The 14226-nt window shown below is 68.3% G+C and carries 16 protein-coding genes; 1 reads left to right on the top strand and 15 read right to left on the bottom strand.

The window, feature by feature from the left end:
• Positions 1–15 precede the first annotated feature (15 nt).
• Complete coding sequence (locus tag OG624_RS24385; protein WP_371588295.1) at positions 16–972, top strand: DUF389 domain-containing protein; 957 nt, start codon at positions 16–18, stop codon at positions 970–972.
• A gap of 6 nt (positions 973–978) precedes the next feature.
• Here the strand turns inward: OG624_RS24385 and glmM are convergent, their stop codons facing one another.
• The 15 genes from glmM to secY all read right to left on the bottom strand — a co-directional run bounded on the left by glmM (position 979) and on the right by secY (position 14070).
• Positions 979–2337: a phosphoglucosamine mutase gene (glmM, locus tag OG624_RS24380; RefSeq protein ID WP_033225073.1), complete on the bottom strand. Its 1359-nt coding sequence runs from the start codon at positions 2335–2337 to the stop codon at positions 979–981.
• A gap of 135 nt (positions 2338–2472) precedes the next feature.
• Positions 2473–2994 carry a 30S ribosomal protein S9 gene (gene rpsI, locus OG624_RS24375; RefSeq protein ID WP_033225071.1) on the bottom strand — a complete coding sequence of 174 codons (522 nt, stop codon included), beginning with the start codon at positions 2992–2994 and terminating at the stop codon, positions 2473–2475.
• Positions 2995–3036: 42 nt separating this feature from the next.
• Positions 3037–3480, bottom strand: coding sequence for a 50S ribosomal protein L13 (gene rplM, locus OG624_RS24370; RefSeq protein ID WP_030725911.1), 444 nt, complete (start codon positions 3478–3480; stop codon positions 3037–3039).
• Between the two features lie 232 nt (positions 3481–3712).
• Positions 3713–5023 carry a glycosyltransferase family 87 protein gene (locus OG624_RS24365; protein WP_371639837.1) on the bottom strand — a complete coding sequence of 437 codons (1311 nt, stop codon included), beginning with the start codon at positions 5021–5023 and terminating at the stop codon, positions 3713–3715.
• Between the two features lie 73 nt (positions 5024–5096).
• Positions 5097–6725, bottom strand: a complete 1629-nt coding sequence (locus OG624_RS24360) for an ABC-F family ATP-binding cassette domain-containing protein (RefSeq protein WP_033225069.1) — start codon at positions 6723–6725, stop codon at positions 5097–5099.
• A gap of 57 nt (positions 6726–6782) precedes the next feature.
• Positions 6783–7634, bottom strand: a complete 852-nt coding sequence (gene truA / locus OG624_RS24355; protein ID WP_033225067.1) for a tRNA pseudouridine(38-40) synthase TruA — start codon at positions 7632–7634, stop codon at positions 6783–6785.
• Between the two features lie 99 nt (positions 7635–7733).
• Entirely contained in the window at positions 7734–8195 is a 462-nt protein-coding gene (rplQ, locus tag OG624_RS24350; protein WP_030154710.1) for a 50S ribosomal protein L17, read from the bottom strand.
• Positions 8196–8336: 141 nt separating this feature from the next.
• Positions 8337–9359 carry a DNA-directed RNA polymerase subunit alpha gene (locus tag OG624_RS24345; protein WP_008739666.1) on the bottom strand — a complete coding sequence of 341 codons (1023 nt, stop codon included), beginning with the start codon at positions 9357–9359 and terminating at the stop codon, positions 8337–8339.
• A gap of 207 nt (positions 9360–9566) precedes the next feature.
• Positions 9567–9971: a 30S ribosomal protein S11 gene (rpsK, locus tag OG624_RS24340; RefSeq protein WP_003956432.1), complete on the bottom strand. Its 405-nt coding sequence runs from the start codon at positions 9969–9971 to the stop codon at positions 9567–9569.
• Between the two features lie 54 nt (positions 9972–10025).
• Complete coding sequence (gene rpsM / locus OG624_RS24335) at positions 10026–10406, bottom strand: 30S ribosomal protein S13 (RefSeq protein ID WP_007265919.1); 381 nt, start codon at positions 10404–10406, stop codon at positions 10026–10028.
• Between the two features lie 201 nt (positions 10407–10607).
• On the bottom strand, positions 10608–10721 hold the full coding sequence (rpmJ, locus tag OG624_RS24330; RefSeq protein ID WP_003956441.1) for a 50S ribosomal protein L36: 114 nt from the start codon (positions 10719–10721) through the stop codon (positions 10608–10610).
• Between the two features lie 73 nt (positions 10722–10794).
• On the bottom strand, positions 10795–11016 hold the full coding sequence (gene infA / locus OG624_RS24325; RefSeq protein WP_003956442.1) for a translation initiation factor IF-1: 222 nt from the start codon (positions 11014–11016) through the stop codon (positions 10795–10797).
• A 138-nt stretch (positions 11017–11154) separates the two neighbouring features.
• Positions 11155–12006 (bottom strand): type I methionyl aminopeptidase, encoded by an 852-nt coding sequence (gene map / locus OG624_RS24320; protein WP_161289540.1) that lies wholly within the window; start codon positions 12004–12006, stop codon positions 11155–11157.
• A gap of 103 nt (positions 12007–12109) precedes the next feature.
• Complete coding sequence (locus OG624_RS24315) at positions 12110–12757, bottom strand: adenylate kinase (protein WP_030767309.1); 648 nt, start codon at positions 12755–12757, stop codon at positions 12110–12112.
• Positions 12757–14070 (bottom strand): preprotein translocase subunit SecY, encoded by a 1314-nt coding sequence (gene secY, locus OG624_RS24310; RefSeq protein WP_033225062.1) that lies wholly within the window; start codon positions 14068–14070, stop codon positions 12757–12759. Before secY ends, OG624_RS24315 begins: the two co-directional genes overlap by 1 nt.
• Positions 14071–14226: the final 156 nt, after the last annotated feature.

Raw genomic sequence — 14226 nt, 5'->3', positions numbered from 1 at the left:
AAGCTGCATCTGCGGATGATCACCCCACATCACCTCACCGAGCAGGTGGTGGCGTTGATCGACCGGACCGTCGGAACCACCCATCTGGTCGTCCTGCCCGGCGCCGCCCGCGACCCCGAGGGCGATCTCGTCCTGTGCGACGTCGCCCGCGAGGCGGCGGACGAGCTCCTGCAGGCGATGCGCCACCTCGGTATCGATCGGACCGGTTCGATCGCCGTGGAGAACATCGACCTGTCGATCTCCAGACGCGCCGACGACGCCGAGCGGGAAGCGCCGGGCGAGGCCGCCGACGCCGTGGTCTGGGAGCAGCTCGCCGAGTCGACGCACGAGGAGTCCACCCTCACCATCACTTACGCCGCCTTCATGATCGTGGCGACGATGATCGCGGCCTGCGGTGTGGTCCTGGACAACGCGATCCTGATCGTGGGCGCCATGGCCGTCGGCCCGGAGTTCGGCCCGCTCGCCGGTATCTGCACCGGCCTGGTGCAGCGCCGTCGCAAGCTGGCCGGCCGCTCGCTCTTCGCGCTGTTCATCGGCTTCACGGCGGCGATCGTGGCGACGACGGTCTTCAGTCTGGGGATGAACGCGCTCGGGCTGTTCCAGGAAGGAATGCTGGAGAACCCCCGGCCGAACACCAGCTTCATCTGGCAGCCCGACCCGTTCTCCTTCGTCGTGGCGCTGCTCGCCGGTGTGGCCGGCATGCTGTCGCTGACCTCGGCGAAGGCCGGCGCGCTGGTGGGCGTGGCGATCTCCGTCACCACCGTCCCGGCGGGCGCGAACGCGGCGGTGGCCCTCAGTTACGGCGACTTCTCCCAGATGTGGGGCTCGGCCGTGCAGCTGGCCCTGAACCTGGGCGGCATCATCCTCGCCGGGACGCTCACCCTCATCTGCTGGAAACTGCTGTGGCGCACCCAGGAGAGCCGGATGATCCGGAAACCGGGTGCGCCACACAGGCCTGGCAGCGGGCTCTAGCAGGGCCTAGCCGAGCGCGGACTTCACGACGTCCGCGAGGCGGCCGGCGATCGAGCGGGCCTGCTCGATGTCGGCGGCCTCGACCATCACCCGTACGAGCGGCTCCGTGCCGGACGAACGCAGCAGCACCCGTCCGGTGGTGCCCAGCTCGCGCTCGGCGTCGGCGACCGCCGCCGCCAGCTCGGCGGAGGTGGTGACACGGGACTTGTCCACGTCGGGAACGTTGACGAGCACCTGCGGCAGCCGCTGCATGACGCCCGCCAGCTCGGCGAGGGACGTGCCGGTGGCCGCGACGCGCGCCGCGAGCAGCAGGCCGGTCAGCGTACCGTCGCCGGTCGTCGCGTGGTCGAGGATGATCACGTGGCCGGACTGCTCGCCGCCGAGCGCGTAGCCGTGCTCCTTCATCGACTCCAGCACGTAGCGGTCGCCGACCCCGGTCTGCACGACCTGGATGCCCTCGGCCTCCATCGCCAGCTTGAAGCCCAGGTTGGACATCACGGTGCCGACCACGGTGTTCTCGCGCAGCTGGCCGGCCTCGCGCATGGCGAGGGCCAGCACGGCGAGGATCTGGTCGCCGTCGATCTCCTCGCCGGAGGCGTCCACGGCCAGGCAGCGATCGGCGTCGCCGTCGTGCGCGATGCCGAAGTCGGCGCCGTGCTCGACCACGGCCGCCTTGAGCAGGCCGAGGTGGGTGGAGCCGCAGCCGTCGTTGATGTTGAGGCCGTTGGGCTCGGCGCCGATCGTGACGATCTCCGCACCGGCCCGGGTGAAGGCCTCGGGCGAGACGTACGCGGCCGCGCCGTGGGCCTCGTCCAGGACGACCTTCAGGCCTTCGAGGCGGTTCGGGAGGACCCCGATGAGGTGGGCGACGTACCGGTCGAAGCCCTCGGTGTAGTCGGAGACGCGGCCGACGCCGGAGCCGGTGGGTCGGTCCCAGGGCGCGCCGGTGCGGTGCTGCTCGTAGGTCGACTCGATGCGGTCCTCCAGCTCGTCGGCGAGCTTGTGGCCGCCGCGCGCGAAGAACTTGATGCCGTTGTCGGGCATGGCGTTGTGGCTGGCGGAGAGCATCACGCCGAGGTCGGCGCCCAGCGCACCGGTGAGATACGCCACCGCCGGGGTGGGCAGCACACCGACGCGCAGGACGTCCACGCCCGCGCTCGCGAGGCCGGCCACGACCGCGGCCTCCAGGAATTCGCCGGAGGCGCGGGGATCCCGGCCGACCACGGCGGTCGCCCGGTGGCCTTCGAAGCTGCCTGCCTCGGCCAGTACGTGGGCAGCCGCCACGGAGAGGCCGAGCGCGAGCTCCGCCGTCAGATCCGCGTTGGCAACGCCGCGTACACCGTCCGTCCCGAAGAGTCGTCCCACTGTTGTCCTCCCGAGTTTCCGCTTCGCGTATGACCGCTTGTGACAGGTATTTGCCGCTTGTGGCGGTAAACGAACCGCCCCGACAGCACAGAGAGTGCTGCCGGGGCGGTTTCGTTGCAGAACAGCAGGCGCAGATTAACGCTTGCTGTACTGCGGAGCCTTACGGGCCTTCTTGAGACCGGCCTTCTTGCGCTCGACCGCACGGTCGTCGCGGGAGAGGAAGCCGGCCTTCTTCAGCGCCGGGCGGTTGTTGTCCACGTCCGCCTCGTTCAGCGCACGGGCCACGCCGAGGCGCAGGGCGCCGGCCTGGCCGGACACGCCGCCACCCGTGATGCGGGCGATGACGTCGTAGCGACCGTCGAGCTCCAGGAGCTTGAAGGGCTCGTTGACTTCCTGCTGGTGCACCTTGTTGGGGAAGTAGTCCTCAAGGGTGCGACCGTTGATCTTCCACTTGCCGGTGCCCGGAACGATCCGGACGCGGGCGATGGCGTTCTTGCGACGGCCCAGGCCGGCGGCCGGCTGGGGGTCGCCGAAGCGGCCGGCAAGGGACTCGGAGGTGTAGTCGCCCTCGACGACGACGTCCGACTCGGTGGTGTACTCCTCGACGTTGCCCTCGAACTCTTCGACGGGGGTCGTCTCGGCGGTGGTCTCGGCCACGATGCTCCTCAGAATTTTCTACGTCTTAGGGGGTGGCCGGAACTACTGCGCGACCTGGGTGATCTCGAACGGCACCGGCTGCTGAGCAGCGTGGGGGTGCACATCGCCCGAGTAGACCTTCAGCTTCGAGAGCATCTGACGGCCCAGGGTGTTCTTGGGGAGCATGCCCTTGATGGCCTTCTCGACGGCCTTCTCCGGGTTGTTCGCCAGGAGGTCGTCGTAGCGCACGGAGCGGAGACCGCCCGGGTAGCCGGAGTGGCGGTACGCCATCTTCTGCGACGCCTTGTTGCCGGACAGGTGAACCTTGTCGGCGTTGACGATGATGACGAAGTCGCCCATGTCCATGTGGGGGGCGTAAGTCGGCTTGTGCTTGCCGCGCAGGAGGGCTGCGGCCTGGGTCGCCAGACGGCCGAGGACAACGTCCTGGGCGTCGATGACGAGCCACTGGCGCGAGATGTCGCCGGGCTTGGGGCTGAACGTACGCACGCGTATGCCTTCGCTTCTTCGGTGGTGGTATCCCAAGGGCGCAAGCCCCAACGGGAAGGTCCTGACAGGGTCACCACGGACGATCACGACAGCCCTCATTCACAACGGGGACGCAACCCGTGTGAACTGCTGGTCATCGGTCCGGTGGACCGGCGCAAGGCCCTTTCACGTGAGAATGAGAAAGCCAATACGCATAACAAACCAGCAGGATACCCAAGCAGACCCGTACGGGTCAAAACGCGGTCCGCGATGCCGATTCTGCTGGCGTCGCGGCGCACTCCGGTTCGGTCCTGGGTGGGGACCCCGCAGTTGTTACGGGCTCCAGAGTAACCCGCCCGGAGCGCACCGCACGACACACCAGCACGATCGTGAGCCCGCACAGGGTGGCGCAGTCCTTGAACGCCCGCCGCTTGGCCTCCAGCTCGGACGGCCACGGGATGCCCGCCACCTGGGGCCCCAGCACCGCCCAGAACCAGGGCGAACGCGCCGCCGCGTCCGACCGCACCACCGAAGCGATCAGCAGCGGCAGGACCACCAGCAGGTAGTGGTCGAAGGACGGCCGCGACACCAGGAATGCGGCGAGCATCACCATGCAGGCCGTCTCCACCATGCGCAGCTCACCCCCGTCGGTGTCCTCCCGCCGCCACCGCACCCAGGCCGCCCACAGGCTCGCGCAGGCCCCGGCGAAGGCCACCGGCACCGCCACCGCCGCGGGCACGCCCAGCCGTGGCAGCACGGCGATCGGCGAGGCGTCCCACGGCAGCGCGTACGAGTCCTGCCCCTGGAGCAGGAAGGGCAGGGTCTTGGTGAAGAACAGCGACGGGCTCGGCATCACCAGCGCGCCGGCCAGCGAGAACCCCAGCGGCACCAGCACGGCCGCGGCCAGGGCGCGCCACCGCCGGGCGACCAGGAAGAGCAACCCCAAGGGCACCAGCATCGGCTTGCAAGCGATCGCGAGCCCCACCACCAGCCCGGCCGACCCCCACCTGCTCCGGTGGGCGAGCAGCAGCGCCACGGGCAGGGCGGCCGCCGAGATGGCGGTCCAGTTCCCGATCAGCACGAGGTTGATGTACGGCTTGTAGAGGAGGGCGAACACCGCGAGACCGCCGACGGCGAAGCGCGAGCGCAGCGGCACCGCGAACATCCGCAGCGCGGCCAGCCAGCCGATGCCCAGCAGCCCCGACATCCCGACCGGCAGCACCCACCGCAACACCTCACGCGGCAGCAACGCCTCCGGAACCGCCATGAGCACGGCACTGGGCAGGTAGAGGAAGCGTTTGTCCTCGTACGGGGACCCGCCCGCCAGCAGCGTCTCCGCGGCCTTGACCACGAACGCGTTGTCGGAGCCCCAGTTCGCCCGCAGGCTCGTGGAGACGGCGATCCCCAGGAGCACCGCGAGGGAGAGCGCCTGCCAGGACCGGGCGGCAGGCTGCAGCGACCAGTCGATCAGCCTGCTCCCGGTGCCCCCGCTCCCCGTCGCCCCGCCCCCGTCGCCCCCGTCCCCGGCCCCCCGGTTCCTGACGCCCTGGTTCTCCCACTTCAACAGCCAGATGCTAGGCCGCAGCCCCACGACGCCTGCCCCTCACTCGACCGAGGGGGCGACGGTCGGTCTCCCCCTAGCGCTTGCGTTCGACTCTACGTTCGTCCCAGACGGGTTCCTGAGTCTCCCGCACAACACCGTCCGAACCGAAGACCAGGTAGCGGTCGAATGTGCGCGAGAACCACCTGTCGTGCGTGACGCACAGAACGGTGCCGTCGTACGCCTCCAGACCGTCCTGCAGGGCCTCCGCCGACTCCAGGTCCAGGTTGTCCGTCGGCTCGTCCAGCAGCAGCGCCGTGGTGCCCGCCAGCTCCAGCAGCAGGATCTGGAAGCGCGCCTGCTGCCCGCCCGAGAGCTTCTCGAACGGCTGGTCGCCCTGGCGCTCCAGCTCGTACCGGCGCAGGGCGCCCATGGCCTGCCCCAGCGGCTTGGCCGCCTCCGTCCACAGGATGTCGACGAGGGTCCGCCCGAACAGCTCCGGGTGCGCGTGGGTCTGCGCGAAATGGCCGGGAACCACCCGCGCGCCCAGCTTCCACGTACCGGTGTGCTTGACGTCCTCGCCCGCCAGCAGGCGCAGGAAGTGCGACTTGCCCGAGCCGTTCGAGCCGAGGACAGCGACCCGCTCCCCGTAGAAGACCTCCAGGGAGAAGGGCTTCATCAGGCCGGTCAGCTCCAGGTTCTCCACGGTCAGGGCGCGCACGCCGGTCCGCCCGCCCTTGAGCCGCATCTTGATGTCCTGCTCGCGCGGCGGCTCCGGCGGCGGGCCGGCCTCCTCGAACTTCTGGAAGCGGGTCTGCATCGCCCGGTACCGCGAGGCCATGTCGGGGCTGCTCGCGGCCTGGTTGCGCAGTCGCAGCACCAGCGCCTTCAGCCGCGCGTGCTCCTCGTCCCAGCGCCGCTTGAGCTCCTCGAAGCGCGCGAAGCGCTCCTTGCGGGCGTCGTGGTAGGTGGCGAAGCCCGCGCCGTGCACCCACACGTCGGAGCCCGTCGGGCTCGCCTCCAGGCTGATGATCTTCTCGGCGGCCTGGGTCAGCAGCTCCCGGTCGTGGGAGACGAAGAGCACCGTCTTGCGGGTGGCCTTCAGCTGCTCCTCCAGCCAGCGCTTGCCGGGGACGTCCAGATAGTTGTCCGGCTCGTCGAGCAGCAGCACCTCGTCGGGCCCGCGCAGCAGCGCCTCCAGGACGAGGCGCTTCTGCTCACCGCCGGACAGCGTGCGCACCTCGCGGAACTGCGCGGTGTCGTACGGGATCGCCAGCGCGGCCATGGTGCAGACGTCCCACAGGGTCTCCGCCTCGTACCCCTGGACGTCCGCCCAGTCGCTCAGCGCCTGCGCGTAGGCCATCTGTGCGGCCTCGTCGTCCACCGTGAGGATCAGCTGCTCGGCGCGGTCCACGGCCTTCGCGGCCTCCCGGATGCGCGGCTGGGCCACCGAGACCAGCAGGTCCCGGACGGTCGTCTCGTCCCGCACCGAGCCCACGAACTGCGACATCACGCCGAGGCCGCCGGAGACGGTGACGCCGCCGCCGTGCGGCTGGAGCTCGCCCGAGATCATCTTCAGCAGAGTGGTCTTGCCGGCCCCGTTCGCCCCGACGAGCGCGGCGACCGACCCCTCCCCCACGCGGAAGGAGACGTCAGGGAGCAGTACCCGCCCGTCGGGAAGGTAGTACTCCAGGTGGCTGGCTTCGAGATGTCCCATGCCGGGCATTGTCCCGGTCCGGCGCCGATCCGCCCAAACGGATTAGCCGGACGCCCGCGGGGGCGGTCAGCAGCAGCCGGCGGCCGGCAGGGTCCGCATGTTGCGCGCTTCCTTGCTGCGGGCGGCCAACAGCTCGTCCGCCGGGTAGCCGACCTCCTCCAGGGTCAGGCCGTGCGGCTTGACCACGTGCACCGAGGAATCCCGTACCCCGGCCGCCAGCACCTTGCCGGGCCAGTCGGTGGACCGGTGCCCGTCGCCGACGTGCAGCAGCGCGCCCACCAGCGAGCGGACCATGTTGTGGCAGAAGGCGTCGGCGCGGACGGTCGCGGTGACGATCCCGTCCTCGGCGCGCTCCCAGCTGAGCTGCTGGAGGGTCCGGATGGTCGTGGCGCCCTCGCGCTTCTTGCAGTACGCGGCGAAGTCGTGCTCGCCGAGCAGCGGGGCGGCGGCCTCGTTCATGGCGTCCACGTCGAGCGGCCACTGGTGCCACAGCACGTGCCCGCGGCGCAGCGGGTCGACGCCGCCCTGGTGGTCGCCGACGCGGTAGGCGTAGCGGCGCCAGATGGCGGAGAACCGCGCGTTGAAGCCCTCGGGGGCCTCGGCGACCTTCCACACCCGCACGTCGTGCGGCAGCCGGCCGGCGAGGCGGCGGAGCAGCTTGTCGTGGTGCTCGGCCCACACCTCCTCGGCGAGGTCGAACTGTGCGACCTGCCCGCGGGCGTGCACCCCCGCGTCGGTCCGCCCGGCCACGGTCAGCTCGACCGGCTCGGACAGCCGCATCACGGTCCTCAGGGCCGACTCCAGCTCGCCCTGGACGGTCCGCAGCACGCGCTGCTTCGCCCAGCCGGAGAAGTCCTTGCCGTCGTAGCTCAGGTCCAGCCGCACCCGGACGTGCCCGGGTTCCACCTCGTCACTCACGTGACCGATCCTCTCAGAAGCACCCATATGCAGAACGGGCCCGCCCCGGAAGGGGGCGGGCCCGTTCAGAGCCGTTCAAGCAAGCGTGATCCCGAGGGATCAGGCCTCCTTGGTCTCCTCGGCGGGGGTCTCGACGGCCTCCGCCTCCTTGACCGCGCGCTTGGTGGCGGCCTCGGCCTCACCGGTGGCCTGCTGGGCGACCGTAAGGGCCTCGACCAGCTCGATCACGGCCATCGGGGCGTTGTCGCCACGACGGTTGCCGATCTTGGTGATGCGCGTGTAACCACCGGGGCGGTTCTCGTAGCGCGGGGCGATCTCGGTGAACAGCGTGTGCACGATGCTCTTGTCCGTGATCGTCTGCAGCACCAGGCGACGGTTGTGGATGTCGCCCTTCTTGGCCTTGGTGACCAGACGCTCGGCGTAGGGACGCAGGCGGCGGGCCTTGGCCTCGGTGGTGGTGATGCGGCCGTGCTCGAAGAGCGCCTTCGCGAGGTTCGCGAGGAGGTGCTTCTCGTGCGCGGCGCTGCCGCCCAGACGGGCACCCTTTGCGGGACGCGGCATGGTGTTACTCCTTCATATCTGCACCGGCCGTGTCAGGTACCGGTGTCAGTTCCCCCGAGGCGGATGCCGCGGGAAAGTCTTGGTTCCGAGCCCGGCCGGCGACCACGGTCCGAAGACCTCGGCCGCCGGCGGCGGGACGGATCAGTACTGCTCGGTCTCGACGAAACCGGCGTCCGCGTCGTCGTCGGCGCCGAAGGCGTCGGCGGCGGCGGTCGGGTCGAATCCGGGCGGGCTGTCCTTGAGGGCCAGGCCCATGCCGGCCAGCTTCGCCTTGACCTCGTCGATCGACTTCGCACCGAAGTTGCGGATGTCGAGCAGGTCGGCCTCGGAGCGGGCGACGAGCTCACCCACGGAGTGGATGCCCTCGCGCTTGAGGCAGTTGTACGAGCGGACCGTGAGCTCGAGCTCCTCGATCGGCAGCGCCAGGTCGGCGGCCAGGGCGGCGTCCGTGGGGGACGGGCCCATGTCGATGCCCTCGGCGTCGATGTTGAGCTCGCGCGCCAGACCGAACAGCTCGACCAGGGTCTTACCGGCGGACGCCATGGCGTCACGCGGGCGCATGGCCTGCTTGGTCTCGACGTCGACGATCAGCTTGTCGAAGTCGGTGCGCTGCTCGACTCGGGTCGCCTCGACCTTGTAGGTGACCTTGAGGACCGGGCTGTAGATGGAGTCGATCGGGATACGGCCGATCTCCTGGCCCAGCTGCTTGTTCTGGACGGCGGAGACGTAGCCGCGACCGCGCTCGACGGTCAGCTCCATCTCCAGCTTGCCCTTGCCGTTGAGCGTGGCGAGGACCAGGTCCGGGTTGTGCACCTCGACACCGGCCGGGGGCGCGATGTCAGCAGCGGTGACCAGGCCGGGACCCTGCTTGCGCAGGTACATCACGACCGGCTCGTCGTGCTCCGAGGAGACGACCAGCTGCTTGATGTTGAGGATGATGTCGGTGACGTCTTCCTTGACGCCCGGCACGGTGGTGAACTCGTGCAGGACGCCGTCCACGCGGATGCTGGTGACAGCGGCACCCGGGATGGAGGACAGGAGGGTACGACGCAGGGAGTTGCCGAGGGTGTAACCGAAGCCCGGCTCCAGCGGCTCGATCACGAACCGCGAGCGGTACTCGTCGACGACCTCTTCGGTCAGCGAAGGACGCTGAGCGATAAGCATGTCTGTGTTCCTTCATTCGTGGACGCCCACTATTTGACGCCCGACGGGATGCCGTACCGGGGGTACGGCTACTGCAAGGGTACGGGCGGCACGTCCCCCGAAGGGGTCGTACCGCCCGGACACTCAAGAACGCACAGGTGCGTCCACTACGTCAGACGCGGCGGCGCGGATCATCCCCGCGGAAGCGGGGTCGAACGCCGCCCCGGATCAGACGCGGCGGCGCTTCGGCGGGCGGCAGCCGTTGTGCGGGGTGGGGGTGACGTCCTGGATCGAGCCGACCTCGAGGCCGGTGGCCTGGAGGGAGCGGATCGCGGTCTCGCGGCCGGAGCCCGGACCCTTCACGAAGACGTCAACCTTGCGCATGCCGTGCTCCTGCGCGCGACGGGCGGCCGACTCGGCGGCCATCTGCGCGGCGAAGGGGGTGGACTTGCGCGAGCCCTTGAAGCCGACGTGGCCGGCGGAGGCCCAGGAGATCACGTTGCCCGAGGGGTCGGTGATCGAAACGATGGTGTTGTTGAACGTGCTCTTGATGTGGGCGTGCCCGTGAGCGACGTTCTTCTTTTCCTTGCGGCGCACCTTCTTGGCAGCGCCCTGACGACCCTTGGGGGGCATCTAAATCTCCTACGGGAGGTGGTCGGTCCTACAGCGCAAGACCGCTGAACAGGACTACTTCTTGCCCGGCTTCTTCTTACCGGCGATCGCGCGACGCGGGCCCTTGCGGGTACGCGCGTTGGTGCTGGTGCGCTGACCGTGCACCGGCAGGCCACGACGGTGGCGGATGCCCTGGTAGCACTGGATCTCGATCTTGCGGCGGATGTCGCCCTGGATCTCGCGGCGGAGGTCACCCTCGGTACGGAGGTTGGCGTCCACGTACTCGCGGATCTTGACGAGGTCCTCTTCGGCCAGGTCACGAACGCGGGTGTTCGGGTTCACGCCGGTCGAGGCGAGGATCTCCTTGGACCGGGTGCGCCCGATACCGAAGACGTAGGTGAGTGCGATCTCCACGCGCTTTTCGCGCGGGATGTCAACACCGGAAACGCGTGCCATTCAATGGCTCCTGTGTGTTCGGGGGTCTTCAGCAGAACCGACCCCGACCGCCGACCACCCGAAAGTGGGTGATGGTACGCCCGGGTCCCCGGCCCCCGCCGGAGGTACCGCCGGCCCCGTACAGGGCTGGGCGGGTTCTGCGTATGTACGTTTTTCTTACGTCGCGCGAAGAACTGCGGAAGGCAGGTCGGTCGGCGTGCGTCAGCCCTGGCGCTGCTTGTGGCGCAGGTTGTCGCAGATGACCATGACCCGACCGTGACGGCGGATCACCTTGCACTTGTCGCAGATCTTCTTGACGCTCGGCTTGACCTTCATGTTGGTGAGGTTCTCCGGGTCAGTGCCACCACCCGCACCGGGACGGATGCCCAGGCAGGAGTGAGAGCAAGATCTACTTGTATCGGTAGACGATCCGGCCACGCGTCAGGTCGTACGGAGACAGCTCCACAACGACCCGGTCATCCGGGAGGATGCGAATGTAGTGCATACGCATCTTGCCGCTGATGTGCGCGAGGACCTTGTGACCGTTCTGGAGTTCCACCTTGAACATCGCGTTCGGGAGGGACTCGATCACGGTGCCCTCGATTTCGATGGCACCTTGCTTCTTGGCCACGCTTCGCCTTTCGAATCGGCTACCTTGATCGGCTCGGTGCGCCATGCAGGCATGGAAGTGCACGAGAGCCGACGAGTCAGTCTACGTCAGGGCACCCAGAAAGACGAATCCGGAAAGTTTGCCCCAGAGTCTAGATCATTAACCGAGGGGGTCCGGAGCCGTGGTGACTCCGTACTCCGCCAGCTTCGCCTTGCCGCAGTCCGGGCTGGTCAGGACGATGGGCCCGGCCTCCGTCAGCGCGATGGAGTGCTCCCAGTGCGAGGACCAGGTGCCGTCCGTCGTGATGACCGTCCAGTCGTCCGAAAGGACCTCCGTCTGGGCGGTGCCCAGGGAGACCATGGGCTCGATCGCCAGGCAGATGCCCGGCACGAGCTTGATCCCCTTGCCCCGCTTGCGCGAGACGTAGTTCAGCAGGTGGGGGTCCATGTGCATCTCGGTCCCGATGCCATGGCCGCCGTAGTCCTCGATGATCCCGAACTTGCCGAGGCTGTGCTCACCGGTGGAGGGACGGGGCTGACGCTTGATGTACGTCTCGATCGCCTTGGAGATGTCCACGAGGCGGTTGCCGAGCTTCATGGCGGCGATACCGGCCCACATGGACTCCTCGGTCACCCGGGACAGCTCCACGAGCTCAGGGGCGTGCCCGGTGCCGACGAAGGCGGTGTACGCGGCGTCGCCGTGCCAGCCGTCGACGATCGCGCCCGCGTCGATCGAGATGATGTCGCCGTCCTTGAGGACCGTCTTGTCGTCCGGGATGCCGTGGACGACGACCTCGTTCACCGAGGTGCAGATCGTCGCGGGGAAGCCGCCGTAGCCGAGGAAGTTCGACTTGGCACCGGCGTCGGCGATGACCTTGCGGGCCACCATGTCCAGATCCCGCGTCGTGGCGCCCGGCACGGCCGCCTCACGGGTCGCAGCGTGGATCGCCGCGACGACCAGCCCTGCCTCGCGCATCTTCGCGATCTGCTCGGGGGTCTTGATCTGGACCATGGGAAATGCCTTCCACCTTCGGATCTGCGTTGTTCAGGTCTTCTCAACAGTACGGCCGCGATGCCCTGGGGACACCGCGGCCGTACCTGCACACAAAGGGTTACTACTTCTTGAGGGCGTCCATCGCGCGCTTCGTGACGTCCGCGACCTCACCGAGGGCCGGGATGGTCACCAGCAGGCCCTGGGCCTTGTAGTAGTCGATGATCGGCTCGGTCTGCGTGTGGTAGACCTCGAGCCGGTTGCGCACCGTGGCCTCGGAGTCGTCGCCGCGCTGGTACAGCTCGCCACCGCAGGTGTCGCAGACACCCTCGGCCTTCGGCGGGGCGTACGTCACGTGGAAGACGTGCGAGGAGTCGTTGCGGCAGATGCGCCGACCGGCGATCCGCTTGACGACCTCGTCCTCCTCGACCTCCAGGTCGAGGACGGCGTCGAGCTTCATGCCCTCGGCCTGGAGCATCACGTCGAGCGCCTCGGCCTGCGAGACGTTGCGCGGGAAGCCGTCGAGCAGGAAGCCGTTCACGGCGTCCGGCTGCTCCATACGGTCCTTCGCCATGCCGATGGTCACCTCGTCGGGCACCAGGTCGCCGGCGTCCATGTACGCCTTCGCCTGCTTGCCCAGGTCGGTGCCCTGGCTGATGTTGGCCCGGAACAGGTCGCCCGTGGAGATGTGCGGAATCGACAGGTTCTTGGCAAGGAACGCGGCCTGCGTTCCCTTGCCCGCACCGGGCGGTCCAACGAGGACGATTCGCATCAGCGGAGGAACCCTTCGTAATTACGCTGCTGGAGCTGGCTCTCGATCTGCTTCACGGTTTCCAGACCCACACCCACGATGATCAGGATGCTCGTCCCGCCGAACGGGAAGTTCTGGTTCGCTCCGAAGCCGGCCAACGCCATCGTCGGCACAAGAGCGATGAGACCCAGGTACAGCGACCCCGGCCAGGTGATCCGGTTGAGTACGTAGCTGAGGTACTCGGCGGTGGGCCGACCGGCGCGGATGCCCGGGATGAACCCACCATACTTCTTCATGTTGTCTGCAACTTCCTCGGGGTTGAACGAGATCGCCACGTAGAAGAACGCGAAGAAAACGATCAGGAGGAAGTAGGCGGCGATGTAGTACGGGTGGTCGCCCTTGACGAAGTGCTTCTGGATCCAGGTGGCCCAGCCGGCCTGGGACCCGCTGAACTGCACGACCAGTGCCGGGATGTAGAGCAGCGACGAGGCGAAGATGACGGGGATGATGCCCGCCTGGTTCACCTTGAGCGGGATGTAGGTCGAGGTACCGCCGTAAGCACGGCGGCCGATCATGCGCTTCGCGTACTGGACCGGGATCCGGCGCTGCGCCTGCTCGACGAAGACCACCAGGCCCACCATCGCGAGGCCGACGAGCATCACGACGCCGAACTCGACCCAGCCGTCAGCGATCTTGCCCTGGAGCTTGATCTGCCAGAGGGCGCCGATGAAGCCGGCGGCGATCGAGATGAACATGAGGATCGACATGCCGTTGCCGATGCCGCGGTCGGTGATGAGCTCACCGAGCCACATGACGACGCAGGTACCGGCGGTCATGGTGATGACCATGACGACCGTGGTGAAGATCGAGCGGTCGGGAACGATCTCGCTGGCGGCCTGGCACCCCTGGAACAGGGCACCGGTGCGGGCCGTGGCGACGAGGCCCGTGCCCTGCAGGATCGCGAGCGCGACCGTCAGATAGCGCGTGTACTGAGTGATCTTCGCCGTGCCGGACTGTCCCTCTTTTTTGAGAGTCTCCAGCTTCGGGATGACCACGGTCAGCAGCTGCAGAATGATGCTCGCCGTGATGTAGGGCATGATGCCGAGCGCGAAGATCGTGATCTGCAGCAGCGCACCGCCGCTGAACATGTTGACCAGGCCGAACAGCCCATTGCTGCTGCCTGCCTGCTCCACACAGATCTGAACGTTCTTGTAGCTCACGCCGGGTACCGGGACGTGGGACCCGAGCCGGAACAGCACGATGATGCCGAGCGTGAAGAGCAGCTTCTTGCGCAGGTCGGGCGTCTTGAACGCCCGGGCGAACGCGGTGAGCACGGTGCCTCCTGCGACCCCCGCGCTACTGCGTCAGAGGTGACGGTCTGAGGGATCGACGAATACGACAAAGCAAAGGTGCACGCCACCTTACCGGCGAGTGTGCCTTCCGTGGAACGACCGACCGGGGATGCCCCATATGTGAGGCATCCCCGGTCG

This window comes from Streptomyces virginiae (genome assembly GCF_041432505.1).
GTDB lineage: Bacteria > Actinomycetota > Actinomycetes > Streptomycetales > Streptomycetaceae > Streptomyces > Streptomyces virginiae_A.
Note: the sequence above shows the minus strand (reverse complement) of the source record. Positions and strands in the feature narration are given on the sequence as shown.

Bases quoted from the DNA above. Each gene is read 5' to 3' on its own strand.
- rpsK (WP_003956432.1), bottom strand. From the start codon at position 9,971: ATGCCCCCCAAGGGTCGTCAGGGCGCTGCCAAGAAGGTGCGCCGCAAG.
- OG624_RS24315 (WP_030767309.1), bottom strand. From the start codon at position 12,757: ATGCGAATCGTCCTCGTTGGACCGCCCGGTGCGGGCAAGGGAACGCAG.
- rplQ (WP_030154710.1), bottom strand. From the start codon at position 8,195: ATGCCGCGTCCCGCAAAGGGTGCCCGTCTGGGCGGCAGCGCCGCGCAC.
- OG624_RS24385 (WP_371588295.1), top strand. From the start codon at position 16: ATGATCACCCCACATCACCTCACCGAGCAGGTGGTGGCGTTGATCGAC.
- OG624_RS24360 (WP_033225069.1), bottom strand. From the start codon at position 6,725: ATGCCCGGCATGGGACATCTCGAAGCCAGCCACCTGGAGTACTACCTT.
- rpsM (WP_007265919.1), bottom strand. From the start codon at position 10,406: ATGGCACGCGTTTCCGGTGTTGACATCCCGCGCGAAAAGCGCGTGGAG.
- rpmJ (WP_003956441.1), bottom strand. From the start codon at position 10,721: ATGAAGGTCAAGCCGAGCGTCAAGAAGATCTGCGACAAGTGCAAGGTG.
- OG624_RS24345 (WP_008739666.1), bottom strand. From the start codon at position 9,359: ATGCTTATCGCTCAGCGTCCTTCGCTGACCGAAGAGGTCGTCGACGAG.
- map (WP_161289540.1), bottom strand. From the start codon at position 12,006: ATGGTCCAGATCAAGACCCCCGAGCAGATCGCGAAGATGCGCGAGGCA.